The sequence below is a fragment of the Burkholderia sp. 9775_39 genome (assembly GCF_015712225.1).
In the GTDB taxonomy this organism is placed as follows: Bacteria; Pseudomonadota; Gammaproteobacteria; order Burkholderiales; family Burkholderiaceae; genus Burkholderia; species Burkholderia cenocepacia.
The window spans coordinates 296131-319990 of record NZ_JACCQC010000004.1 but is presented as its reverse complement, the minus strand read 5'-3'; the positions used below and the strand labels follow the sequence as shown (position 1 = coordinate 319990).

The 23860-nt window shown below is 66.3% G+C and carries 20 protein-coding genes; 2 read left to right on the top strand and 18 right to left on the bottom strand.

Annotated elements, in window-relative coordinates; all coding sequences use genetic code 11:
• Positions 1-140: 140 nt before the first annotated feature.
• On the top strand, positions 141-2465 hold the full coding sequence (locus tag H0X90_RS08285; RefSeq protein ID WP_006496418.1) for a Tex family protein: 2325 nt from the start codon (positions 141-143) through the stop codon (positions 2463-2465).
• A 110-nt stretch (positions 2466-2575) separates the two neighbouring features.
• On the opposite strand, the gene H0X90_RS08280 is transcribed toward H0X90_RS08285, so the two are convergent.
• The 17 genes from H0X90_RS08280 to ndk form a co-directional block, all read right to left on the bottom strand.
• A complete protein-coding gene (locus H0X90_RS08280) occupies positions 2576-4492 on the bottom strand; it encodes a potassium transporter Kup (RefSeq protein WP_006485906.1) in 1917 nt (638 codons plus the stop codon).
• 274 nt (positions 4493-4766) lie between these two features.
• Entirely contained in the window at positions 4767-5363 is a 597-nt protein-coding gene (locus H0X90_RS08275; protein WP_006485899.1) for a phosphoribosyltransferase, read from the bottom strand.
• 7 nt (positions 5364-5370) lie between these two features.
• Positions 5371-6717 (bottom strand): adenylosuccinate synthase, encoded by a 1347-nt coding sequence (locus H0X90_RS08270; protein WP_006496417.1) that lies wholly within the window; start codon positions 6715-6717, stop codon positions 5371-5373.
• A gap of 113 nt (positions 6718-6830) precedes the next feature.
• The gene (locus tag H0X90_RS08265) at positions 6831-7979 is read right to left on the bottom strand and encodes an ATP phosphoribosyltransferase regulatory subunit (protein WP_006496416.1); all 1149 of its coding nucleotides are present in this window, start codon (positions 7977-7979) and stop codon (positions 6831-6833) included.
• A 113-nt stretch (positions 7980-8092) separates the two neighbouring features.
• Complete coding sequence (locus H0X90_RS08260) at positions 8093-8284, bottom strand: DUF2065 domain-containing protein (RefSeq protein ID WP_006478685.1); 192 nt, start codon at positions 8282-8284, stop codon at positions 8093-8095.
• A gap of 36 nt (positions 8285-8320) precedes the next feature.
• Positions 8321-9220, bottom strand: a complete 900-nt coding sequence (gene hflC / locus H0X90_RS08255) for a protease modulator HflC (RefSeq protein ID WP_006485903.1) — start codon at positions 9218-9220, stop codon at positions 8321-8323.
• Between the two features lie 15 nt (positions 9221-9235).
• On the bottom strand, positions 9236-10582 hold the full coding sequence (gene hflK, locus H0X90_RS08250; RefSeq protein WP_006493684.1) for an FtsH protease activity modulator HflK: 1347 nt from the start codon (positions 10580-10582) through the stop codon (positions 9236-9238).
• Between the two features lie 47 nt (positions 10583-10629).
• Complete coding sequence (gene hflX / locus H0X90_RS08245; protein ID WP_006483315.1) at positions 10630-11802, bottom strand: GTPase HflX; 1173 nt, start codon at positions 11800-11802, stop codon at positions 10630-10632.
• A gap of 72 nt (positions 11803-11874) precedes the next feature.
• A complete protein-coding gene (hfq, locus tag H0X90_RS08240; RefSeq protein WP_006399927.1) occupies positions 11875-12114 on the bottom strand; it encodes an RNA chaperone Hfq in 240 nt (79 codons plus the stop codon).
• A gap of 141 nt (positions 12115-12255) precedes the next feature.
• Positions 12256-13593 (bottom strand): ribosome biogenesis GTPase Der, encoded by a 1338-nt coding sequence (gene der / locus H0X90_RS08235; RefSeq protein WP_006493685.1) that lies wholly within the window; start codon positions 13591-13593, stop codon positions 12256-12258.
• A gap of 247 nt (positions 13594-13840) precedes the next feature.
• Complete coding sequence (bamB, locus tag H0X90_RS08230; protein ID WP_006483316.1) at positions 13841-14986, bottom strand: outer membrane protein assembly factor BamB; 1146 nt, start codon at positions 14984-14986, stop codon at positions 13841-13843.
• 41 nt (positions 14987-15027) lie between these two features.
• Positions 15028-15657 (bottom strand): tetratricopeptide repeat protein, encoded by a 630-nt coding sequence (locus H0X90_RS08225; RefSeq protein WP_006478678.1) that lies wholly within the window; start codon positions 15655-15657, stop codon positions 15028-15030.
• 55 nt (positions 15658-15712) lie between these two features.
• Positions 15713-17053, bottom strand: a complete 1341-nt coding sequence (hisS, locus tag H0X90_RS08220; RefSeq protein WP_006483311.1) for a histidine--tRNA ligase — start codon at positions 17051-17053, stop codon at positions 15713-15715.
• Between the two features lie 20 nt (positions 17054-17073).
• Entirely contained in the window at positions 17074-18378 is a 1305-nt protein-coding gene (gene ispG, locus H0X90_RS08215) for a flavodoxin-dependent (E)-4-hydroxy-3-methylbut-2-enyl-diphosphate synthase (RefSeq protein ID WP_006483314.1), read from the bottom strand.
• A gap of 112 nt (positions 18379-18490) precedes the next feature.
• Positions 18491-19507 carry a helix-turn-helix domain-containing protein gene (locus H0X90_RS08210; RefSeq protein WP_034201647.1) on the bottom strand — a complete coding sequence of 339 codons (1017 nt, stop codon included), beginning with the start codon at positions 19505-19507 and terminating at the stop codon, positions 18491-18493.
• Between the two features lie 163 nt (positions 19508-19670).
• Entirely contained in the window at positions 19671-20810 is a 1140-nt protein-coding gene (rlmN, locus tag H0X90_RS08205; RefSeq protein WP_006484457.1) for a 23S rRNA (adenine(2503)-C(2))-methyltransferase RlmN, read from the bottom strand.
• A 55-nt stretch (positions 20811-20865) separates the two neighbouring features.
• Positions 20866-21291 (bottom strand): nucleoside-diphosphate kinase, encoded by a 426-nt coding sequence (gene ndk, locus H0X90_RS08200; RefSeq protein ID WP_006478674.1) that lies wholly within the window; start codon positions 21289-21291, stop codon positions 20866-20868.
• Positions 21292-21540: 249 nt separating this feature from the next.
• Between ndk and H0X90_RS08195 the strand changes: the two genes are divergently transcribed.
• Positions 21541-22239, top strand: coding sequence for a Bax inhibitor-1/YccA family protein (locus tag H0X90_RS08195; protein WP_006761414.1), 699 nt, complete (start codon positions 21541-21543; stop codon positions 22237-22239).
• Positions 22240-22302: 63 nt separating this feature from the next.
• On the opposite strand, the gene rlmD is transcribed toward H0X90_RS08195, so the two are convergent.
• Positions 22303-23607, bottom strand: coding sequence for a 23S rRNA (uracil(1939)-C(5))-methyltransferase RlmD (rlmD, locus tag H0X90_RS08190; RefSeq protein ID WP_230877682.1), 1305 nt, complete (start codon positions 23605-23607; stop codon positions 22303-22305).
• Positions 23608-23860 lie beyond the last annotated feature (253 nt).

Below are 23860 nucleotides of genomic sequence, written 5' to 3'. Positions count from 1 at the left end.
TGGACGCTCCGCCATTTATGGCAAAATGCCCCGCTTCATTCATCCGCGGCCTCTGGCCCGTCGGGCCCGCCGGGCAGCCCGCCGCTCCGGGCCTGCCGGCCCGCGCCGCGATTTCAGCAGGCAGACAGACCATCCACGACATGACGGAAACCGTAGCACTCAAGATCGTACAGCGCATCGCCACCGAACTGTCCGTCCAGCCGCGCCAGGTCGCGGCGGCCGTGCAACTCCTCGACGAAGGCTCGACCGTTCCGTTCATTGCCCGGTACCGCAAGGAAGTGACCGGCAACCTGGACGACACGCAGTTGCGCCAGCTCGAGGAACGCCTCCTGTACCTGCGCGAGCTCGAGGATCGCCGCGCCGCGATCCTGTCGAGCATCGACGAACAAGGCAAGCTGACCGACGAGCTGCGTGCCGCGATCGACGCGGCCGACAGCAAGCAGGTGCTCGAAGACCTTTATCTGCCGTACAAGCCGAAGCGCCGCACGCGTGCGCAGATCGCCCGCGAGGCCGGCCTCGAACCGCTCGCGCAGGCGCTGCTCGCGAACCCGCTGCTCGACCCGCAGGCCGAGGCGGCCGCGTACGTCGACGCCGACAAGGGCGTCGCCGACGTGAAGGCCGCGCTCGACGGCGCACGCGACATCCTGTCCGAACAGTTCGGCGAGACGGCGGAGCTGCTCGGCAAGCTGCGCGACTACCTGCACAACCAGGGCGTCGTGTCGTCGGCCGTCGTCGAGGGCAAGGAAAACGAGGAAGGCGAGAAATTCCGCGACTATTACGACTACGCGGAAACCATCAAGACCGTGCCGTCGCACCGCGCGCTCGCGCTGTTCCGCGGCCGCAACGCCGGCGTGCTGACGATCAAGCTCGGTCTGGGCGAAGAGCTCGACGCGCAAGTGCCGCATCCCGGCGAGGCGATGATCGCGCGCCATTTCGGCATCGCGAACCAGAATCGCCCGGCCGACAAATGGCTGTCCGACGTCTGCCGCTGGTGCTGGCGCGTGAAGGTGCAGCCGCATATCGAGAACGAACTGCTCACGCAGTTGCGCGAAACGGCCGAAACCGAAGCGATCCGCGTGTTCGCGCGCAACCTGAACGACCTGCTGCTGGCCGCGCCGGCCGGCCCGAAGGCCGTGATCGGCCTCGACCCCGGCCTGCGCACCGGCGTGAAGGTCGCGGTCGTCGACCGCACCGGCAAGGTGCTCGCGACCGACACGATCTACCCGCACGAGCCGCGCCGCGACTGGGACGGTTCGATCGCGAAACTCGCGCGCATCGCCGCGCAGACGCAGGCCGAACTGATCAGCATCGGCAACGGCACCGCGTCGCGTGAAACCGACAAGCTCGCGAGCGAACTGATCGCGAAACATCCGGAGCTGCGCCTGCAGAAGATCGTCGTGTCGGAAGCCGGCGCGTCGGTCTACTCGGCGTCCGAGCTCGCCGCGAAGGAATTCCCGGAACTCGACGTATCGCTGCGCGGCGCCGTGTCGATCGCCCGCCGCCTGCAGGACCCGCTTGCCGAACTCGTGAAGATCGAGCCGAAGGCGATCGGCGTCGGTCAGTACCAGCACGACGTGAACCAGCGCGAACTCGCCCGCTCGCTCGACGCGGTCGTCGAGGATTGCGTGAATGCGGTCGGCGTCGACGCGAACACCGCGTCGGCCCCGCTGCTCGCCCGTGTGTCGGGCCTGAACGCGACGCTCGCGCGCAACATCGTCGACTATCGCGATGCGAACGGCCCGTTCCCGTCGCGCGAGCACCTGCGCAAGGTGCCGCGCCTCGGCGACAAGACCTTCGAGCAGGCCGCCGGCTTCCTGCGCATCAACGGCGGCGAGAACCCGCTCGACCGCTCGTCGGTGCACCCGGAAGCGTATCCGGTCGTCGAACGGATACTCGCGAAGATCAACAAGCGCATCGACGACGTGCTCGGCAACCGCGAAGCGCTGTCCGGCCTGTCGCCGACGGAATTTGTTGACGAACGTTTCGGCCTGCCGACCGTGCGCGACATCCTGGCCGAACTGGAAAAGCCGGGTCGCGATCCGCGTCCGGAATTCAAGACGGCCACGTTCCGCGAAGGCGTCGAGAAGGTCTCGGATCTCGTACCGGGCATGACGCTGGAAGGCGTCGTGACGAACGTCGCCGCGTTCGGCGCGTTCGTGGATATCGGCGTGCACCAGGACGGCCTCGTCCACGTGTCCGCGATGTCGACGAAATTCATCAAGGACCCGCACGAGGTCGTGAAGGCCGGCCAGGTCGTCAAGGTGAAGGTGCTCGACGTCGACGTGAAGCGCCAGCGCATTGCGCTGACGATGCGCCTCGACGACGACGCGGCAGCGCCCGGCATGTCGTCGCGCGGCGGCCAGGATCGCGGCAACGCAGGGCGCGGCGCCGCCCGCCCGCAGCGTTCGCGCGAGCCGGAGCCGGCCGGCGCGATGGCCGCGGCGTTCGCGAAGCTCAAGCGCTGAACAAGCGAATAGACCCGCCGTCGCCGTACGAAAAAGCCCGCCGAAAGGCGGGCTTTTTCATTATCCGGGTACCTGCGACGCGCGGCCGGACGGCCCGCGCGCCGGGCCCGTCAGATCTCGATCTTCGTCCCGAGCTCGACGACGCGGTTCGCCGGAATCGCGAAGAAATCGGTCGGCTTCGCGGCGTTCTGGTGCATCCATGCGAATACCCGCTCGCGCCAGATCGACATCCCTGGCAGATGCGTCGGCACGACCGTTTCGCGCGCGAGGAAGAACGACGTGTCCATCAGCTCGAACGTCATGTCGTGCGTGCGGCCGAATTCCTCGAGCACGGCCTTCACGTCCGGCGTCTCGTTGAAGCCGTACTCGGCCTTGACGATGTACAGCCCGCCGCCCGCATCGCGTGCGCTCTGGCGCTTGTCGTCGCGCACGTACGGAATGTCGCGCGTGACGAACGTCAGGAAAATGGTCCGTTCGTGCAGCACCTTGTTGTGCTTCAGGTTGTGCAGCAGGCTGACGGGCACGAGCTTGTCGTTGCCGGTCAGGTAGATCGCGGTGCCCGACACGCGATGCGGCGGATGCGCGAGCAGGCCCTGCAGGAACGGCTCCAGCGGAATACCGTCGGCCGCCGTGCGCTCCTTGACGATGTGACGCCCCTTGTACCAGGTCATCAGCAGGAAGAACAGCAACGCGCCGATACCGAGCGGCAGCCAGCCGCCCTGCGCGACCTTCAGCAGGTTCGCGCCGAAAAAGCCGAGGTCGATCGCGAGGAACACCGCGATGATCGCGCCGACCAGCAGCCGGTTCCAGTTCCACACCTTCACCATCACGACGCACGCGAGCACGGTCGTGATCACCATCGTCGCCGTCACCGCGATGCCGTACGCGGCCGCGAGATTGTCCGAGCTCTTGAAGCCGACGACGATACAGAGGATCACGGCCAGCAGCAGCCAGTTCACGACCGGCACGTAGATCTGGCCGATCGCGAGCTCGGACGTATGCAGCACCTTCATGCGCGGCACGTAGCCGAGCTGGATCGCCTGCGACGTCAGCGAATACGCGCCCGAGATCACGGCCTGGGACGCGATCACGGTCGCGACCGTCGACAGCACGACGAGCGGCAGCAGCCCCCATTCGGGCGCCAGCAGGAAGAACGGGTTTTCGATCGCTTTCGGGTTCTGGATCAGCAGCGCGCCCTGTCCGAAGTAGTTCAGCACGAGCGACGGCATCACGAGCCCGTACGCGGCGTACCGGATCGGCTTGGCACCGAAGTGGCCCATGTCCGCGTAGAGCGCTTCCGCGCCGGTCAGCACCAGCACGACCGAGCCGAGCACGACGTAAGCCTGCAGCAGGTGGTCGGCCATGAACGATGCCGCGTAATACGGATTGATTGCCGCGATGATGCCCGGCACGCGAACGATGTGGTACACGCCGAGCGCCGCGATCACGACGAACCACAGCACCATGATCGGGCCGAACAGCTTGCCGACCAGCGCGGTACCGTGCCGCTGGATCCAGAACAGCGCGATCAGGATCACGATCGTGATCGGCAACACGAGATGGGACAGGTGCGGCGTCGCGATCTCGAGACCTTCGACGGCCGACATCACGGAAATCGCCGGCGTGATCACCGCGTCCCCGTAGAACATGCAGGCGCCGAATATCCCGAGCGCCATCAGCGCGCCCGCGACCCGGGTCTTGGAGTCGAGCGGGCGCAGCGACAGCGCCATCAGCGCGAGCACGCCGCCCTCGCCGTTGTTGTCCGCCCGCATCACGAACAGCAGGTACTTGACGCCGACCACCAGGATGATCGCCCAGAACAGCAGCGAGATCACGCCGAGAATCGAGCCTTCGGTCAGCGGAATGCCGTGCGCGGGGCTGAACGCCTCCTTGAGCGAATACAGCGGGCTGGTGCCGATGTCGCCGAACACGACGCCGATGGCTGCTATCGCTAGCGCCCGCATCGAGTGTTGTTGCGTCGAATGCGGCGCGTGTGCGGCGTCGGTCGCGTGAGTCGTGTCGTTCATATGAAGCGTAATAATCGGGTCCGGGTCGGACAAAACGAGCGCTATTCTACTCGCGCCCCCGTGAAACGCCGTCCTGCCGTGTTGCCGTGGAACCACGTGATCCACGCCGCGCATGCAATCCGGCGCGACCTGTGGCAGGGCTGCCATCATAGCCGGGGCCGCGCCGCCTGCCTATCGGGTCCGCCGCACACGCCGCCCGGCGCCACCCGCGCGCCAATGAAAAACGGCGCCGCAAGCGGCGCCGTACAAGGCTTTCCTTCGATCGGCCGGGCGCTTACGCGCCCGAACCGTCGCGCTGCGCGCGACCGCGCTTGATCCACGCCTCGAGGTTGTGCGGACGAACCGTGTCCCACTCCTCGAACGGCTGATGAATCCACGGATTCGTCGGCAGGAACTGCGTGTGATAGTCGGGCTTGACCTTCGAGCAACCCTTGTACCAGAGCACGGCCGAACGCACGGCCGTCACGGACGGATAGCGTTCCTTCAGGTGCTCCTGCACGCGTGCGAGCGTGACGCCGGAATCGACGAGATCGTCGACCAGCAGCACGTTGCCCGCCAGGTTGCCGCGCGTCATCGTGATGTACTGCGCGATGTCGAGCTCGCCCTGCTCGGTGCCGGCTGCTTCCCGGTACGAGCTCGTCGCGAGGATCGCGAGCGGCACGTCATAGATGCGCGACAGCTGGTCGCCGACGCGCAGGCCACCGCGCGCGAGGCACAGGATCTGGTCGAACTTCCAGCCCGAGGCGTGCACCTGGAGCGCGAGCAGCTCGATCAGCCGGTGATACTCGTCCCAGCCTACCCACAGGTTCTTGTCGTCGTTGCGCGGATCGGTCATCAAGTCTGCCGCCGTCATCGTGATTTGCTGCGTCATCTGGGAATTACACCTTGAACGGATGGCGGAGCAGGATCGTTTCGTCGCGGTCCGGGCCCGTCGACACCATGTCTACCGGCACGCCAGCCACTTCCTGGACACGGGACAGGTATGCCTGTGCATTCACCGGCAGCGCGTCCCACGTCTTGATGCCGACCGTGCTTTCCTTCCAGCCGGAGAACGTTTCGTACACGGGCTCGCAACGCGCGACGTCGACCGCGCCACGCGGCAGGATGTCCACGTCCTTGCCGTCGACCTTGTAGCCGACGCACAGCTTGACTTCGTCGAGGCCGTCGAGCACGTCGAGCTTCGTCATGCACAGGCCCGACACGCCGTTGATCTGGATCGAACGGCGCAGCGCAGCCGCGTCGAGCCAGCCGGTGCGGCGCGGACGGCCCGTGACCGAACCGAATTCCTTGCCGACGTTCGCGAGCGTGACGCCGACCTGGTCCTGGCGCTGCGGGTTGTCCGCATCGTACAGCTCGCTCGGGAACGGGCCCGAGCCGACGCGCGTGCAATACGCCTTCGTGATGCCGAGGATGTAGTTGAGCTTCTGCGGACCGACGCCCGCACCCGCCGACGCCGCACCCGCGACGCAGTTGCTCGACGTGACGAACGGATAGGTGCCGTGGTCGATGTCGAGCAGCGTGCCTTGCGCGCCTTCGAACAGCAGGTTCTGGCCCGCGTTGTTCGCGTCGTACAGGCGGCGCGACACGTCGGCCACCATCGGCTTCAGGCGGTCGGCATAGCCGAGCATCGTGTCGAGTGTGGCCTGGAAGTCGACGGCCGCACCGCCCAGATACTGGGTCAGCACGAAGTTGTGGTAATCGAGATTTTCGCGCAGGCGATCGGCGAAGGTCTTCGCGTCGAACAGGTCCTGCACGCGCAGCGCGCGGCGGCCGACCTTGTCTTCGTACGCGGGGCCGATGCCGCGGCCCGTCGTGCCGATCTTGCCCGCGCCCTTGCGCGCTTCGCGCGCCTGGTCGATCGCGATGTGGTACGGCAGGATCAGCGTCGTGGCTTCGGAGATGAACAGACGGTCGCGTACGTTCACGCCGGCCTCTTCGAGCTCGCCGATTTCCTTGAACAGTGCTTCGGGGGACAGAACGACGCCGTTGCCGATGTAGCAGGCGACGCCTTCACGCATGATGCCCGACGGAATGAGGCGCAAGATCGTTTTCTTGCCGCCGATGATGAGGGTGTGGCCGGCGTTGTGACCGCCCTGGAAACGCACGACGCCTTGAGCGTGGTCCGTCAGCCAGTCGACGATCTTGCCCTTGCCTTCATCACCCCATTGCGTTCCCACGACGACGACATTGCGCCCGGGAGTCACGTTCACTGCGCTGGCAGACATGTTGATTCGTTAGCTGGTTAAAAACGTATTCTACCTATGTTCGCGGGCGATTCCGAATTTTTCCGTTTCGCTTCAACGATATGCACGCCGAAGCGCAGCCCGCGAACGCCTGTTTATCGGGGTTCGACCACCCATGCGCCGTTGCGCTCGACGAGCGAACGATCGCAGGCGAATTCGTCGAGCACGTGGTCGTGGCCCGGCAGCGCCTGGATCACGACCTCGCCCGCATCGCGCAGCGCCGCGACCGCCGCGCCGAGCGCGTCGTCCTGCGCCCACGGCGCGAGAATCGCGGTGCCGCGCGCCTCGACCGGCGAAATCCGCGCGAGCTCGCGCAGGTCGAGCGAAAAGCCGGTTGCCGGGCGGGCCCGGCCATAGGCCTGCCCCACGTGGTCGTAACGACCGCCGCGCGCGATCGCGTTCGGCACGCCGTCGATGTACGCGCTGAACATCGCGCCGCTGTGATACGCGTAACCGCGCAAATCGGCGAGATCGATCGCGACTTCGACGCCCTTCGCCTGCGACGCAAGCTGCGCGAGATCGTCGAGCGCCCGCGTGATTTCGGGCAGCACCGGCAGGCGCGTGCGCGCCTCGGCGAGCACGCTCGCGTCGCCGTAAAGGTTCGGCAGCGCACGCAGCGCGGCGCGCGTATCGGCGCCGAGATCGTCGGTCAGCTCGTTCAGCAGCGGCACGTCCTTGCCCGACAGCGCGTCGTACAGCGACTCGCCGCGCTCCGCGGCCTGCGCGTCGCGCGCCAGCAGCGCCGCGAGCACACCCGCGTGACCGAGGTCGAGGCGGATCCGCGACAGGCCCGCGAGATGCAGCGCGTCGAGCATCAGCTGCTGGATCTCGAGATCGGCTTCCAGGCCGGCGTGGCCGTAGATTTCCGCGCCGATCTGGATCTGTTCGCGCGTCGCGTGCAGCCCGCGCGGACGCGTATGCATCACGTGGCCCGCATAGCAGAGGCGCGTCACGCCCTGACGGTTCAACAGGTGCGCGTCGATCCGCGCGACCTGCGGCGTGATGTCCGCGCGCAGGCCGAGCGTCCGGCCCGACAACTGGTCGACCAGCTTGAAGGTGCGCAGGCGCAGATCGGCGCCCCCGCTCGTCAGCAGTGACTCGAGATACTCGAGCAGCGGCGGCATCACCATTTCGTAGCCGTACGAACGGAAGCGGTCGAGCAGCCTGCGGCGCAGCTCCTCGATCTTGCGCGCTTCCGACGGCAGCACGTCGGCGATATTCTCGGGAAGTAACCAGGTCGACATCGGTACGGTCCTACGACGGGAAACGGCGCGCGACACGCGCGCCGCGAGTTGAATCGGAACTTCGAAATCGGGCGGAACGAACGGCGGATGCGCCGTCCGGATCGGGGCTCCGGTCAGGTCGCGAGCAGCAGCAGCACGAGCCCGAGCACCATCACGATCAGCCCGCCGATCCGGATATGATGCGGCGGCCGCTCGGCTATTCTACGAAACGTGTCGCGCCAGGCGACGGGAAACACGAAGGGGAACGCCCCCTCGATGATCAGCATCAGCGCTACTGCGAGCAACAACGAGCCAGCCAGGTCCATGCGAGCGACGGCGCCGCTCGACGCGGCGCCCCAAGGTCAATGTTTGCGGGGAGCAGGCGCCGCCGGTGCGGCGCCGCCCGTCGGGCTGCGCATGAAGCGGAAGAACTCGCTGTCGGGATCGACGACGATGATGTCGTTGCGCTTGAACGTATTCCGGTAGGCCTGCAGGCTCGCGTAGAACTGATAGAACTGCGGATCGCGGCCGAACGCGTCTGCGGCGATCGTCGCGGCCTTCGCATCGCCCTCGCCCTTGATCGTCTGCGCGGACTTGTACGCGTTCGCGAGCACGGCCTGCTGCTCGCGTTCGGCGTCGGCCTTGATCTGCTCGACGTCGGCCGCGCCTTGCGCGCGCACTTGCGCCGCCTGGTCACGCAACGCACCGATCATCCGTTGATAGACGGCATCCGTCTGCGCGGCCGGCAGGTCGACGCGCGTCAGCTGGACGTCGACCACGTCGACGCCGAAACCGGTCGCATTCGCCTTCGTCGCATCGCGTGCCGCATCGGCGATCGCACGTTGACCGCCGAGGGCATCGTCGAGCGCCCGCTTGCCGAATGCGTCGCCGAGCGCGCTCTTCAGCGCGCCGGACAGCCGTTCGGCCGCCGCCGCCGGGTCGCCGCCCGTCGCCGTGAAATATTTCATCGGATCGCTGATCCGGTACTTCACCGCATACGCGACGAGCAGGTCGTGCTTGTCTTCGGTTGCCAGTTGCAGCGGATCGGACGACTCGAGCGACTGCAGGCGCGTGTCGATCAGCGTGGCCGTCTGCAGCGGCGGCGGCAGCTTGAAGTGGACGCCGGGGCCCGCGAGCTCGGGCTGCGTGCCGTCGCGGCCCGACAACACGGCCGCATGGCGCGGATCGACGGTGAGGACCGTCGACGATGCCGCGAAGGCGACGATCACGATTGCGACGACGAGCGCAATGATTCGGTTCATGTTCTGCGCTCCCCGTTACTTCGTATCGTCTTCACGCGACCGGCTGCGAAACGCTTCGCGCGATCGCAGCACGTCGACGCCCGACGCGGTGGCGGCCGGTGCGGCGCTCGCCGGCGCGGCAGCGGCTGCCGACGGCACGGTTGCCGCCGGTGCGGACGCCGCATCGGCGGCGGATGCGCCGGTCGACGCCGCGGCGTTTTGCCGCCCCTGCTCGACGAGCTTGTCGAGCGGCAGATACACGACGCTGTTGCCGCCCTTGTTGCCGACGAATACCTTCGTCGCATTCGAATAGATTTCCTGCATCGTCTCGAGGTACATCCGCTCGCGGATGACCGCCGGCGCCTTCGAGTACTGCGCGTAGACCTGCTTGAAGCGGTCCGCGTCGCCTTCGGCTTCGGTGACCACGCGGTCGGCATACGCCTTCGCTTCGTCGACGAGCTTCGCCGCATCGCCCTGCGCCTTCGGCAGCAGGTCGCTCGCATACGCCTGCGCGGCGCGCTTCGCGGCCTCGCGCTCGTCGCGCGCCTTCGCGACTTCGGCGTACGCGGCCTGGGTCTGGTCGGGCGCCGCGACGCTCTGCATCGTGACGGCCGTGACCTCGAGCCCCGACTGGTAGCGGTCGAGATCGCGCTGGATCGCGGTGGACAGCTGCTCGCGCAGCGCATCGCGGTCCTGGTTCAGCATGTCGGCCGCGCTGCGCGTGCCGACGATCGCGCGCACCGCGGCCTGCGCGGCCTGCGACACGCTGCGCTCGGGATCGACGCTGCGGAACAGGTAATCGGTGGCGGAACGAATCCGGTACTGGACGATGAAGCGCACGTCGACGATGTCGGCATCGCGCGTCAGCATCGCGGCTTCTTTCACGTTCGCGAGACGCACGACGTTGTTGCGGCCGATCTCGATCGAACGGACCTGCGACGTGTCGACGATCTCGTGCGATGCGAACGGATACGGCGCGCGCCAGTGCACGCCCTGGCCGACCGTGCCCGACAGCTTGCCGAGCTGCAGCACGACGCCCGTCTGGCCTTCCTGCACGACGAACAGCCCGCTGCCCGCATACACCGCGACCAGCACGCCGATCACGATGCCGACGCCGACCCGTGCGGCCCGTCCGTTGTCGGGACGGAAGCCGTTGCCGCCCTTGCCGCCGAACAGGCCGCTCAGGCGCCGGTTGAAGTTGCGCCACATCTCGTCGAGATCGGGCGGACCGTCGCCGTCGCCGCCTTGCGGACGCTTCGATTCGTTCGCGCGGGGGCGGGATCCGTCCTTGCCATTGCCTTCGCCGCGTCCCCAGCGGGGATCGTTGATCGACAGCAAGGCGCGCATCCGCCGCCAGGTACTCCGCTCGTTGTATTCGTTCACCAGAGTTTGTTCACCAGATTAGACGCCGGCGAACCGGCCGGGACCGGTTAGCGCCCGTGTTCGGAAATCGTGTGGTCTTCGTGCGGTTCAGCGGACGTGCCATCGAGCGCGTCGGGTAACGTCGCGCTGGAAAGGTGTTCCGCGGAGGCGATTTCGGCGATGGCGGCACGCAACGTATCGAGACCCTGACCGGTGCGCGCGCTCAAAAAGACGCGCGAAATATTACCATACTCGTCCCGCTCGACCGCGTCGCCGCGGGCCGCCAGCTCGGGCACGGCGTCGATCTTGTTGAAGACCAGCACCTGCCGGATCGTGTCCGCGCCGATCTCGTGCAGCACGCCGTTGACCTGCTCGATCTGCTCGAGCCGGACCGCGCTCGACGCATCGACCACATGCAGCAGCAGATCCGCATGGATCGTTTCCTCGAGGGTCGCGCGAAACGCCGCGACGAGCTGGTGAGGCAGCTCGCGGATGAACCCGACCGTATCGGACACGACGATCTGCCCGACCTCGTCGCCGAGGTACACGCGCCGCGACGTCGTATCGAGCGTCGCGAACAGCTGGTCGGCCGCGTAGGCCTGCGCTTTCGTCAGCGCATTGAACAGCGTCGACTTGCCCGCGTTCGTATAGCCGACGAGCGACACCGACATCGTGCCGCTGCGCGCGCGCTGCCGGCGCTGCGTGCTGTGCTGGCGACGCAGCCGGTCGAGCCGCGACTTCAGCATCTTGATGCGTTCGCCGATCAGCCGGCGGTCGGTTTCGAGCTGGGTTTCACCCGGGCCGCGCAGGCCGATACCGCCCTTTTGCCGCTCCAGGTGGGTCCACGCGCGAATCAGCCGGGTCGACAGGTATTGAAGCTGCGCGAGCTCGACCTGCAGCTTGCCTTCGTGGCTGCGGGCACGCTGCGCGAAGATGTCGAGGATGAGGCTCGTGCGATCGACCACGCGCCTGTTAAGTGCCTGCTCCAGATTGCGTTGCTGGGCGGGCGCCAAGGCGTGGTTGAAGATGACGATTTCGACGTTGTGCGCATCGCAGGCGAGCCGCAATTCTTCGGCTTTGCCGCTGCCGATGAACATCTTGGCATCGGGACTGGCGCGTCGACCCGTGAGGGTGACGGCGGGACGGGCTCCCGCACTGGAGGCGAGAAGACTGAGTTCTTCGAGACTGGCTTCGAAATCGGTCTTGCCGAAATCGATGCCGACGAGCGCTGCGTTGATCAAATTATCGGGTGTCAAGATAAGGCGGCTGGCATCGGTCGCTCGCGGCGACCGGATGCCGGCCGCTGCGATAGGTTAGGACGAGGCTTCCGCGTCCGGGTGGAAATTCACCGGGCGCGCCGGCACGACCGTCGAGATGGCGTGCTTGTAAACCATCTGGGTCACCGTATTACGGAGCAACACGACGTACTGGTCGAACGATTCAATGTTCCCTTGAAGCTTGATGCCGTTGACGAGGTAAATCGAAACGGGAACGTGCTCTTTGCGCAGTGCGTTCAAAAACGGGTCTTGTAACAATTGCCCTTTGTTGCTCATGGCGTACTCCATCTTTTTTTGCAGGTTGATCTGGATTGGCGGCGAAGAAAAAGAGATCCGGCGCCAATCGCTACACTATAGCTGATTTTGCCTGCCCCGCCCGGGCGTAGGCCATGCGGCCTAGCCCTTGCGGGACGTGCTTCAGCCCTTGTCCGCGTACGGGTTGTTCGACGAACGGAACTCTATGCGCAATGGAGTCCCGGTCAGCGAGAAAGTTTCGCGGAACCGGTTTTCGAGGTAGCGCTTGTAGGTTTCCGTCACCGCGTCGAGCGCGTTGCCGTGGATCACGATGATCGGCGGATTCTGGCCGCCCTGGTGTGCGTAGCGCAGCTTCGGACGCACCGGGCCGCGACGGCGCGGCTGCTGGAATTCGACCGCCTCGATCAGCGCGCGCGTGAGCTTCGGTGTCGGCAGCTTCGACATCGCCGCCGCGTAGGCATCGTCGACCGAGCGCATCAGCGCGCCGATACCCGTCTTCTTCGCGGCCGAAATGAAATGCGATTTCGCGAAGTCGAGGAATTTCAGCTTGCGGGTCAAATCCGCTTTCGCGCGGTCGCGCGCGTGGTCGTCGAGGCCGTCCCACTTGTTCACGCCGATCACGAGCGCGCGGCCCTGCTCGACGACGAAGCCGGCGATGTGCGCGTCCTGGTCGGAAATGTCCTGCTGCGCATCCAACAGAAGAATGACGACGTTCGCGTCGGAGATCGACTGCAGCGTCTTCACGACCGAGAACTTCTCGATCGCCTCGAACACCTTGCCGCGGCGCCGCAGGCCGGCCGTGTCGATCAGCGTGTATTTCTTGCCGTTACGCTCGAAGTCGACGTAGATCGAATCGCGCGTCGTGCCCGGCATGTCGAACGCGATCACACGGTCTTCGCCGATCAGCGCGTTGACGAGCGTCGACTTGCCGACGTTCGGACGGCCGACGATCGCGATCTTGATGCCGCGCGACGGATCATCCTCCTCCGCTTCCTCGGGCTGGCCGGCGTACGCGACTTCGAGCGCCTCGTTGATCATGTCGGTCACGCCGTCGCCATGCGCGGCCGAGATCGCGCGCGGATCGCCGAGCCCGAGCTCGTAGAAGTCGGTCGCGACCGCCGTGTACTTCATCCCCTCGGCCTTGTTGACGACCAGGAAGATCGGCCGGCCGGTCTTGCGCAGGTAGTCGGCGATCGACTTGTCCTGCGGCGCGAGTCCGTTACGGCCGTCGACGATGAACACGACGACGTCGGCCTCCTCGACGGCCTGCCGCGTCTGGCGCGCCATTTCGTGCAGGATGCCGTCCTTCGCGACGGGTTCGAAGCCGCCCGTATCGACGACCAGGTAAGGCCGTTCGCCGACGCGCCCTTCGCCGTAATGGCGATCGCGCGTCAGGCCCGGCAAGTCGGCGACCAGCGCATCGCGCGAGCGCGTGAGCCGGTTGAACAGCGTGGATTTCCCCACATTGGGGCGCCCAACGAGGGCAATGACCGGTTTCATCTGTGTTTTCTACGGTGAAGCGCAGCAGCGGGAGGCCCGCTGCTGCGGGCGGCTGCGCTGAATGAAAATATCACGAATTCGCGCCGCGCCGGATGCGCGCGCCCGGCGCGCGTTGCGCGCCGTCGTCTTTCGTCTCGAACTGCCTTTCAAATACCGAGCGGCCGGGAACGCCGGCCGCCTTCAAGTCGCGCGGCCGCGGCGCGCGGGACCTGCCCGCCGCGCCACGGCCACGCCTGTTTCGTGCGCGTCAGCGCGGACGGAATCCGTACAGGCCACCGTCCTTCGTCTGCACGACGAGCGTATTGCCCGCGAGCACCGGCGCCGCCGTGATCGCGCTGCCGTCGGTCTTCATCCGCGCGATGAAGCTGCCATCCTCGCGCGACAGGAAGTGCACGAAGCCCTTGTAATCGCCCATCACGACCGCGTGCCCGAGCAGGTACGGCACGCCGACGTCACGGCTCTTCAGCTTGTCGTTGCGCCAGAGCTGGTTGCCCGTGGCCGCGTCGTACGCGGTGACGACCGACCAGTCGTCGCCGCCGGCGACCACCGAATCGTCCTGCGCGAGGCCGCTGCGGCTCGAGAACGGCTTTTCCCACAGTGGCCGGCCCGAGTTCGCATCGAAGCAACCGAGCTGACCCTGGAACGTCACTGCGCAGGTTTCCGCGCCCACGAGCGTCGGCGGACCGCTGACGTCGTTGATGCGCTCGACCTCGGTCACGCCCTTCGGGAACGACACCGGGGTCTGCCAGAACGGCTCGCCCGTCTGCAGGTTGATCGCGACGAGACCACCGCCCGGGAAGCCCGCGAGCACGGCCGCGTCGCCCGCAAACGTCATGCCCGCCGACACGCGCAGGTTCAGCGGCACCGCACGATTGCGGTAGTTCCACTTCTGCTCGCCCGTCTGCGCGTTGAACGCGATCACCTGGCCGTCGATCGTGCGGACGACCACGAGGCCGTTGCCGACGAGCGGCGGCGAGAAGATCTCGCCCTGCACGCTGGTCTTCCACAGCTGCTTGCCGTCCGGGCCCAGCACGAACACGCCGCCCTTCAACGCACCGACCGCGGTCAGGTTGCCGTCGCTGCCGACCCCGGCCGACAGGTCCGAACCGACCTTCGAGCGCCACAGCGTCTGGCCCGTCTTCGCGTCGATCTTCTCGACCGAACCGTTTTCGCCCGCCGCATAGACGGCGTCGCCCACGGCCACCGGCGAGAACAGGTAGCGCCCGCCCTTGCCGACGCTCGCCTTCCAGACCTGTTGCACGTCCATGACGGGCTTGAACTCGGTGAGCGGCGTCGGCACGCGGCGCGCGTCCTTCGACGACGAGCAAGCCGCCAAAGCGAGGACAGCCGCCGCGCAGGCAACGGGCACAGCGTAACGTTTCAGCAAATTCATCGGTTAGCGAAGCAGAGTTAAGAGGTTGAGGGGACCGGAATTCAGCCGCCGAGCGCGTCCAGCTTGAACTGCACGAGCTGGCGCGCGGACTGGTCGTCCTTCGACAGGCCGTCGAGCGCGAGCTTGTAAGCGGCGCGCGCGTCGTCGGTCTTGCCTTGCGCGGCAAGCAGATCGCCGCGCCGATCGGCCACGAGGCCCTTGAATGCATCGACCGGTGTACCCGACAGCAGCGCGAGGCCCGCGTCGTACGCCTTCTCGTCGAGCAGCAGCGACGCGAGACGCAGCTTCGCGATCTGCTTGTACTCGTCGTCCTTGGCGTGATCGACGGCCCATTGCAGCTGTGCCTTCGCGCCGGCCGCGTCGCCGGCCGCATACAGCGTCTTCGCGGCCGCGAGCGCCGTCATCTGCGCATACGGCGTACTGCCGAACTTGTCTTCCATGTCGGCAGCCGCGCGGGCCATCGTTGCCTTGTCGTTCGCGGCGGCAGCCTTCTGGACCTGCTCGTACAGCCCGGACGCCTCGGCAGCCTGACGGCGCTGCCAGTAGTTCCAGCCGTTGAAACCGGCCGCGACGACGAGCGCCGCGAGCACGATCCACGTGGTGAGGTTGCCCCAGCGGGCCCACCACGCCTTCAGACTTTCAATCGATTCTTGTTCGTCGTGATAACTCATCGGCGAGCGATTCCTTCCTGTTCAGGCTTTTCTTGTCGAGCGGATGCCAGCGCGATCAGTCGTCGCCGTCTTCGGCGGATGCAACCATCGCATTGATTAGGAATTCGGTCAAGCTTTCGACCGGTACGGTCTGCTGAACGTTCTTTTCCCCTTCCGCACCCGCGCCGCGCAACGCTTTCACGCCCACCGTGCCGTTCGCGACCTCTTCTTCGCCGAAGATCACCGCGAACGCGGCGCCGCTTGCGTCGGCCCGCTTCATCTGCGACTTGAAGCTCGCCGGCGCGCCGTCGGCGCTGCAGTGGAAGATCACGTCGAGGCCCGTGTCGCGCAGACGCTCGGCCGCGATGAACGCCTGTTCGCGCGCGGTTTCGCCCTGGTGCACGACGTACACGTCGACGCCTTCCTGCTCGGGCGCGAGATCCTCTTCCTTCAGCAGCTCGAGGATGCGCTCGATGCCCATCGCCCAGCCGCACGCGGCGGTCGGCTTGCCGCCGAGCTGCTCGATCAGCGGATCGTAGCGGCCGCCGGCCGCGACCGTGCCCTGCGCGCCAAGCTTGTCGGTCACCCACTCGAACACGGTCAGGTTGTAGTAATCGAGCCCGCGCACGAGACGCGGGTTGATCTTGAACGGAATGTTGTTCGCGAGCAGCAGGCGCTGCAGCCCTTCGAAGTGCGCGCGCGATTCGTCGCCGAGGAAGTCGATCAGCTTCGGTGCATTCTGCGCGATGTCCTGCAGTGCCGGATTCTTCGTGTCGAGCACGCGCAGCGGGTTCGTATACAGGCGACGCTTCGCGTCCTCGTCGAGCACGTCGGCGAACTGCTCGAGGTACTTGATCAGTTCGACGCGGTGCGCGGCGCGCTCTTCGGCGAGGCCGAGCGAGTTGATCTCGAGCTTGATGCCGGTCAGGCCGAGGTCATCCCACAGGCGCTGGCACATCATGATGATCTCGGCATCCGCATCGGGACCCGCGAAGCCGAGCGCCTCGACGCCGACCTGGTGGAACTGCCGATAGCGGCCGCGCTGCGGACGCTCGTGACGGAACATCGGGCCGATGTACCACAGGCGCTTCGGGCCGTCGTACAGCATGTTGTGCTCGATCGACGCACGCACGACGGCCGCGGTGTTTTCCGGGCGCATCGTCAGGTTCTCGCCGTTCAGCGCGTCGGTGAAGCTGTACATCTCCTTCTCGACGATGTCGGTGACTTCGCCGATGCCGCGCGTGAAGAGCTGCGTATGTTCGACGATCGGCGTGCGGATGTTCTGGTAGCCGTACGCGCGCAGCAGCGATTTCACGGTAGCTTCGAAGAATTCCCACAGGCCGGCATCCTGCGGAAGGATGTCGTTCATGCCCTTGACGCCGGTGAGCTTCTCGATCTTGCGTTTCTGTTCAGTCATCGTTCGTGTGTGTGGACGAATTAGTTCAGGGCCTCGGTGCGGCCGTAATTGCGTGCGACGTAGTCGCTGACGATCTGCTGGAATTCCTCGGCGATCCGCTCGCCGCGCAGCGTCTTGACCTTCTCGCCGTCGATGAAGACGGGTGCGGCCGGGTTCTCGCCCGAACCCGGCAGGCTGATGCCGATGTTCGCGTGCTTCGATTCGCCCGGGCCGTTGACGATGCAGCCCATCACCGCGACGTTCATCTTCTCGACGCCCGGATATTCCTTGCGCCAGACCGGCATCTGCTCGCGCAGGTAGGTCTGGATCTGCATCGCGAGTTCCTGGAACAGCGTGCTCGTCGTACGGCCGCAGCCCGGGCACGCGATCACCATCGGCGCGAACGAGCGCAGGCCCATCGTCTGGAGGATTTCCTGGCCGACGATCACTTCGCCCGTGCGCGACGCGCCCGGTTCCGGCGTCAGCGAGATGCGGATCGTGTCGCCGATCCCTTCCTGCAGCAGCACGCCGAGCGCGGCCGTCGACGCGACGATGCCCTTCGAACCCATGCCGGCCTCGGTCAGTCCGAGGTGCAGCGCGAAGCCGCAGCGGCGGCCGAGTTCGCGGTACACGGCGATCAGGTCCTGCACGCCGCTGACCTTGCACGACAGCACGATGCGGTCGCGACCCAGGCCGAGCTCCACCGCGCGTTCGGCCGAGCCGATCGCCGACTGGATCAGCGCCTCGTACATCACGCTCTGCGCGTCCCACGGCTGCGCCCGCGCGCCGTTCTCGTCCATCATGCGCGCGAGCAGGTCCTGGTCGAGACTGCCCCAGTTCACGCCGATCCGCACCGGCTTGTCGTACTTCGCCGCGGCCTCGATCATCTGCGCGAACTGCGTGTCGCGCTTCGCGCCCTGACCGACGTTGCCGGGGTTGATCCGGTACTTCGACAGCGATTCCGCGCAGCCCGGGTAGTCGCGCAGCAGCAGGTGGCCGTTGTAGTGGAAATCGCCGACGAGCGGCACGGTCACGCCCATCCGGTCGAGCTGCTCGCGAATCGCCGGCACGGCGGCCGCGGCTTCGGGCGTGTTGACCGTGATGCGCACCAGTTCGGAGCCCGCATTCGCGAGTTCCTTGATCTGGATCGCCGTGCCGATCGCGTCGGCCGTGTCGGTATTCGTCATCGACTGCACGCGCACCGGCGCGTCGCCGCCGATCGTCACGAGTTGCCCGCCCCAGCGGACATCCACCGCATGCGATACGCGGCGCGGCTGATGCCCGCCGAACACCGGCTCGGTTGAACAAATCTGACTGCTGCGTGGGGATTGAGCTTCGGATTGCATCGATAGATCCATTTACGCGGAATGCGCCGCGACGCGGCGCATGAATTGAAAAAGCGCCGTGCCCTCACGGCCTGCCGAGATCGACGACAGGCCTTCGCCACGGCGCTTGACGTCAGGGCAACGTGAACCGCGCCACGTTACCCCGCGCTGCCGAATATTTTGCCGGATCGACCGGTTTTCCGTCGAACGCAACCGCGTCGAGGCCGGCCTTGTTGCCGATCGTGACCTTGAACGGCCCGTCACCGGCTACCTGCTTCGTTTCGCCGGCGCGCACCAGCGCCGAGAACAGCTCCTTGCCGTTCTTGTCGCGCACGCTGAACCAGCAATCCTGCTTGACCTTCAGTTCGACCATCGACTGACCGGCCGCCACCACGACGCTGGCCGGCTGGGCCGGCGCGGCCGTGCTTGCCGCCGCCGTGGCCGCCACGGGCTGCGACGCAGCGGCCGTCGCGACCGGCGCCGCGGGCGCCGGAACAGCCGACGCGATCGCCTGCGCCGGGGCAGCCGATGCAGCAGCCGGGGCCGGAACCGCATTCGCCACCGCGCCCGACGCGGCGTTCGTGGCCGCTTCTTCAGCAGCCGACGATGCCGTCGCCGCGCTCGCGGCCGACGCATGCTCGGCGTCGCCGCCCTTGAAGCGTGCAAGCAGGCTCGACGAATCGCCGCCAGTGTGCCACATCAGTACGGCGACCACCGCGACGATGACGATCCCCGTTCCCCACAGCCACGGATGGTGACGCGACGAGCCGCCGAGCGGAATCGACACGCGGCCGCGCGGCAGATCCGTGCCCGACGACGCCGGCATCGACAGGTCGACTTCCGGCACCCCGCGCTCGCGGCGCAGCGCCTGCGCGAACGGTTCCGGATCGACGCCGAGCATCTTCGCATAGCTGCGCACGACCCCGAGCGCGAACGTCACGCCGGGCAAATGGCTGATGTCGCCGGCCTCGAGCGCCCGGAGCTTTTGCGGTGCGACCTTGAGTCGCGCCGACACGTCGTCGACCGACCAGCCCTTCGTCTCCCGAAGCTGCGCCAGCCGGCTGCCGACCGCCGCCAGCGATTCCAGTCCCGCCGGTGCCGGCTTCGCGGCATTCGTCTCTGCGCCGTTAGACGGCTGCGGCTCACTCATCCTTGTCCTCGCGTCGATTCTTCTTCACTGGCGGCCGCCGCCGACTCCCGCCGGCCGGCACCCGCAACTGTTCATACCCTGCGCGGCGCCGAGGCGCCGCGACCGATCGCTATTCGCGTGTTGCACCGCCAAAGGGTTCGGGCACCCCGGCCAGGTGCCCCCGTCAAACTGCCCGAACTTCGATGATTTTTCCTGCTGCGCCCGTTCGTTCCGCGAGGCGCGTGCGATCCTTCACCGCGCCGGCCAGCTGCCCGCACGCGGCGTCGATGTCGTCGCCGCGCGTCTTGCGCACGGTCGTGACGACACCCGCGTCGATGAGAACCTGCGCGAAGCGCTTGATCTGCTCCGGCTTCGAGCGGATGAGGCCCGATTCCGGAAACGGATTGAACGGGATCAGGTTGAACTTGCACGGCACGTCGCGCGTGACGGCCAGCAGTTCGCGCGCATGCGCTTCGGTGTCGTTGACGCCGTCGAGCATGCAGTATTCGAAAGTGATGAAGTCGCGCGGCGCGACCTTCAGATAACGCTGACACGCGGCCATCAGCTCGCGAAGCGGATACTTCTTGTTGAGCGGCACCAGCTCGTCGCGCAGCGCATCGTTCGGCGCATGCAGCGAAACGGCCAGCGCGACCGGCAACTCGGCGCCGAGGCGGTCCATCATCGGCACCACGCCGGACGTCGACAGCGTGACGCGGCGGCGCGACAGGCCGTACGCGTTGTCGTCGAGCATCAGTCGCATCGCGGGGACGACCGCGCTGTAATTCAGGAGCGGCTCGCCCATGCCCATCATCACCACGTTGGTGACGACCCGTTCGGCCTTGCCGTTCGGGCCGGGCGCGCGGCCCAGCGACGCGCGCAATGCAAATTCGGCCATCCGGAGCTGGCCGATGATTTCGGCTGTCGACAGGTTGCGGGAGAAACCCTGCTTGCCCGTCGAACAGAAGCGGCAGTTCACCGCGCACCCGGCCTGCGACGACACGCACAGCGTGCCGCGCGTCTCTTCCGGGATGAACACGGTTTCGACCGCATTGCCGTTTCCGACGTCGATCAGCCACTTGCGCGTGCCGTCGGTGGAAACGTGATCGCTGGCGATCTCCGGCATCACGATCGACGCGCGGCCCTTGAGTTTTTCCCTCAGGGACTTCGCGAGATCGGTCATGCCGTCGAAATCGCCGGCGTTGTACTGGTGGATCCAGCGCTGCAATTGCTTGGCGCGGAACGGCTTCTCGCCCAGGCTGCCGCAGTACGCGACAAGACCCTCGGCATCGAAGTCGAGAAGATTGACGGAAGTTTCGCTCGTCATGATGTGCTGCCTTGCCGCGTGCGCTGAATCCTGCCTACTTGCTGTCAGCCAGGGCTTAACGCGAGTAAACGTTCATTTCCGGGAAGAAGAACGCGATTTCGACCGCTGCCGTTTCCGCAGCGTCCGAGCCGTGGACGGCGTTCGCGTCGATGCTGTCGGCGAAGTCGGCGCGGATCGTGCCCTTTTCCGCCTTCTTCGGATCCGTTGCGCCCATCAGGTCGCGGTTCTTCAGGATCGCGCCTTCACCTTCCAGAACCTGGATCATCACCGGGCCCGAGATCATGAAGTCGACGAGGTCCTTGAAGAACGGACGCGCTGCGTGAACTGCATAGAACTTCTCTGCGTCAGCACGCGACAGGTGTGCCATGCGCGATGCGACGATCTTCAGGCCGGCGCCTTCGAAACGGCTGTAGATCTGGCCGATCACGTTCTTTGCCACCGCATCCGGCTTGATGATCGACAGGGTGCGCTCGATTGCCATAAAAACTCCAAAAAATTAAGAAGTTACAGGTTCAAATGAATCCGCTATTGTAGCACGATCCCGTGTATCATTGCGATTGAACCCTTACACGAATGAAAGGTTCAGAATCCATATGTTTTGTGCCGCCGGGCCATTGAAACCTCCCGGCACGGAACGTATCTTAGCCATAGCTGCCCCGGTTTGCTGCGCCGCACATCGCGCGCGCCGAACCGGCCCCGGACGCCCACGCGTTCAATGTTAGGAGAAACCATGAACGACTATCCGTACAATTTCGGCCGCGGCGGTTCCGTCAGCACCGCCGAGGTTCGCAACCGCGTGCTGCGGAACACGTACTGGCTGCTCGCGCTGTCGATGGTGCCGACCGTGCTGGGCGCCTGGGTCGGCGTCGCGACGGGCTTCTCGCTGTTCGCGGCCACGAGCCCGATGATGAGCCTGCTCGCGTTCTTCGCGATCGCGTTCGGCTTCATGTTCGCGATCGAGCGGACGAAAAACAGCGCGGCCGGCGTGTTCGTGCTGCTGGGCTTCACGTTCTTCATGGGCCTGATGCTGTCGCGGCTGCTGAGCTTCATCCTCGGCTTCTCGAACGGCCCGTCGCTGATCATGCTCGCGTTCGGTGGCACCGGCATCATCTTCGCCGCGATGGCGACGATCGCCACCGTCAGCAAGCGCGACTTCTCCGGGCTCGGCAAGTGGCTGTTCATGGGCGTGATCGTGATCCTGCTCGCGTCGGTCGCGAACATCTTCCTGCAACTGCCGGCGCTGATGCTCACCGTATCGGTGCTCGCGATCGCGATTTTCTCGGCGTACATGCTGTTCGACGTCCAGCGCGTCGTGAACGGCGGCGAGACGAACTACATCTCGGCCACGCTCGCGATCTACCTCGACCTGTACAACGTGTTCACGAACCTGCTCGCGCTGCTCGGCATCTTCGGCGGCAACCGCAACTGACGTTCGCTGCGCACCACGAAAAAACCGGCCCGCGGGCCGGTTTTTTTACGTCCGCCGCCCGGCTCAATCGCGCTCGAACAGCGCGATCGATTCGACGTGCGACGTATTCGGGAACATGTTCACGACACCGGCGCCCTTCAGCCGGTAGCCGGCCTCGTGCACGAGCAGGCCTGCATCGCGCGCGAGCGTCGACGGGTTGCACGACACGTACACGATGCGCTTCGGCAGCGGACCTTCGCCGCTCTGCGCGATCTCGGCCAGCGCCTTCGACACCGCGAGCGCGCCTTCGCGCGGCGGGTCGATCAGGAACTTGTCGAATGCGCCGAGCGCGCGGAGGTCGTCGCCGGTCACTTCGAACAGGTTCCGGCACGCGAACGTCGTATGGCCGTCGACCCCGTTCTCGCGTGCGTTCGCCAGCGCGCGCGTGGTCAGCGTGTCGCTGCCCTCGATGCCCATCACTTCGCGCGACAGCCGCGCGAGCGGCAGCGTGAAGTTGCCGATCCCGCAGAACAGGTCGAGCACGCGATCGTCGCGCGACGGCGCGAGCAGGCGCAGCGCGCGGCCCACCAGCACGCGGTTGATCTGGTGATTGACCTGCGTGAAGTCGGTCGGCTTGAACGGCATGCGGATGCCGAATTCCGGCAGCGTGTAGTCGAGCGACACGTCGAGCGGATAGAACGGCGTCACCGTGTCCGGCCCCTTCGGCTGCAACCAGAACTGCACGTTGTGCTCGTCCGCGAACGCGCGCAACAGCGCTTCGTCGTCCGCATTGATCGGCTCCAGCACGCGCAGCACGAGCGCGGTGACGGTCGAGCCGACCGCGAGTTCGATCTGCGGCATCCGGTCACGAATCGACAGTCCCTCGACGAGCCGGCGCAGCGGCACGAGCATCGCCGACACGTGCGGCGGCAGCACTTCGCAGCTCGTCATGTCGGCGACGTAGCTGCTCTTCTTCTCGTGGAACCCGACCAGCACGCCGCCCTTCTTCGCGACGTTGCGCACGGTCAGGCGCGCCCGGTAGCGGTAGCCCCACGACGGGCCGTGGATCGGCGCAAACATCGTTTCCGCGCGCAGCTTCGCCAGATGCCACAGGTTGTCTTCGAGCACGCGTTGCTTGACCGCCACCTGCGCGCGCATGTCGAGATGCTGCATCGAGCAGCCGCCGCAGGTGCCGAAGAATTTGCACTTCGGCTGCGTGCGCAATACGCTCGGGCGCAGAATGTCGACGACCGTCGCCTGCTCGTAGCTCGGCTTGCGGCGGTAGCTCGAATAAGTCACGCGCTCGCCCGGCAGCGCGCCTTCGACGAAGATCACCTTGCCCGGCCCGCCGTCCTCGGTCACCGTGCGGCCAACACCGCGCGCTTCCATGTCGAGCGATTCGATCTCGAGAACCGGGGCGGGCCCGGGCGCGACGGGCGCATTTTTCGATTTGCGCGCAGAAGTGGGGACGGCTTCGGACACCAGCTTTTCCTGACAAACGTTGAAGAAGGCGAGATTGTAGACGACGAAAGCCTCCGTCGCGCGCTTTGGATGAGGCAGGCGTCGAACTTGCGCACGGACAGCCCGTGGCGCGACCGGGCGGCCATGCAATGCGGCTGCGGGATGCGCCTGCGGCAATGCC

Excerpts from the sequence above, each read along its gene's own strand:
- H0X90_RS08285 (WP_006496418.1), top strand. The coding sequence starts at position 141 with ATGACGGAAACCGTAGCACTCAAGATCGTACAGCGCATCGCCACCGAA.
- H0X90_RS08280 (WP_006485906.1), bottom strand. The coding sequence starts at position 4,492 with ATGAACGACACGACTCACGCGACCGACGCCGCACACGCGCCGCATTCG.
- H0X90_RS08275 (WP_006485899.1), bottom strand. The coding sequence starts at position 5,363 with ATGACGCAGCAAATCACGATGACGGCGGCAGACTTGATGACCGATCCG.
- H0X90_RS08270 (WP_006496417.1), bottom strand. The coding sequence starts at position 6,717 with ATGTCTGCCAGCGCAGTGAACGTGACTCCCGGGCGCAATGTCGTCGTC.
- H0X90_RS08265 (WP_006496416.1), bottom strand. The coding sequence starts at position 7,979 with ATGTCGACCTGGTTACTTCCCGAGAATATCGCCGACGTGCTGCCGTCG.
- H0X90_RS08260 (WP_006478685.1), bottom strand. The coding sequence starts at position 8,284 with ATGGACCTGGCTGGCTCGTTGTTGCTCGCAGTAGCGCTGATGCTGATC.
- hflC (WP_006485903.1), bottom strand. The coding sequence starts at position 9,220 with ATGAACCGAATCATTGCGCTCGTCGTCGCAATCGTGATCGTCGCCTTC.
- hfq (WP_006399927.1), bottom strand. The coding sequence starts at position 12,114 with ATGAGCAACAAAGGGCAATTGTTACAAGACCCGTTTTTGAACGCACTG.
- der (WP_006493685.1), bottom strand. The coding sequence starts at position 13,593 with ATGAAACCGGTCATTGCCCTCGTTGGGCGCCCCAATGTGGGGAAATCC.
- bamB (WP_006483316.1), bottom strand. The coding sequence starts at position 14,986 with ATGAATTTGCTGAAACGTTACGCTGTGCCCGTTGCCTGCGCGGCGGCT.
- H0X90_RS08225 (WP_006478678.1), bottom strand. The coding sequence starts at position 15,657 with ATGAGTTATCACGACGAACAAGAATCGATTGAAAGTCTGAAGGCGTGG.
- hisS (WP_006483311.1), bottom strand. The coding sequence starts at position 17,053 with ATGACTGAACAGAAACGCAAGATCGAGAAGCTCACCGGCGTCAAGGGC.
- ispG (WP_006483314.1), bottom strand. The coding sequence starts at position 18,378 with ATGCAATCCGAAGCTCAATCCCCACGCAGCAGTCAGATTTGTTCAACC.
- H0X90_RS08210 (WP_034201647.1), bottom strand. The coding sequence starts at position 19,507 with ATGAGTGAGCCGCAGCCGTCTAACGGCGCAGAGACGAATGCCGCGAAG.
- rlmN (WP_006484457.1), bottom strand. The coding sequence starts at position 20,810 with ATGACGAGCGAAACTTCCGTCAATCTTCTCGACTTCGATGCCGAGGGT.
- ndk (WP_006478674.1), bottom strand. The coding sequence starts at position 21,291 with ATGGCAATCGAGCGCACCCTGTCGATCATCAAGCCGGATGCGGTGGCA.
- H0X90_RS08195 (WP_006761414.1), top strand. The coding sequence starts at position 21,541 with ATGAACGACTATCCGTACAATTTCGGCCGCGGCGGTTCCGTCAGCACC.
- rlmD (WP_230877682.1), bottom strand. The coding sequence starts at position 23,607 with ATGGAAGCGCGCGGTGTTGGCCGCACGGTGACCGAGGACGGCGGGCCG.